Below are 392 nucleotides of genomic sequence, written 5' to 3'. Positions count from 1 at the left end.
ACGACAACGACTTCATCTTCGACGTCCTGCCGTGGAACTTCGAGCCGTCGGAGCTCGGTGCCGCGTTCGGACTGGTCCAGTTGAGCAAGCTCGACACCAATTACAAACGGCGAGCAGAGATCTTCGAGGCCTTCTCGGTGGCCTTCGGCGCCTACCCGAGCCTCTTCCGCCTGCCGAGGCAGCTCGAGGAATTCCGAACTGCGTGGCTGTGCTACCCGGTGACGGTCCGCGAGCACGCCGGGTTCAGCCGTTCCCAACTCCAGGAGTCGCTCGAAGCTGCGGGCATCGACACCCGAACGGTCTGGAGCGGCAACGTCACCCGGCACCCGATGATGCGGGGCGTCGAGTACCGCATCCCCGAGGGCGGGCTGCCCTTCGCGGACGAGGTGTTC

The 392-nt window shown here is 65.3% G+C and carries 1 protein-coding gene; it reads left to right on the top strand.

Annotated features, from left to right (window positions below):
• The coding region (locus tag A6I89_RS24275; RefSeq protein ID WP_175278994.1) for a DegT/DnrJ/EryC1/StrS family aminotransferase at nucleotides 1–392 on the top strand (392 nt) is incomplete at both ends.

Source organism: Prescottella equi (assembly GCF_002094305.1).
GTDB lineage: Bacteria > Actinomycetota > Actinomycetes > Mycobacteriales > Mycobacteriaceae > Prescottella > Prescottella equi.
This window is presented reverse-complemented; position numbering and strand designations above follow the sequence as displayed.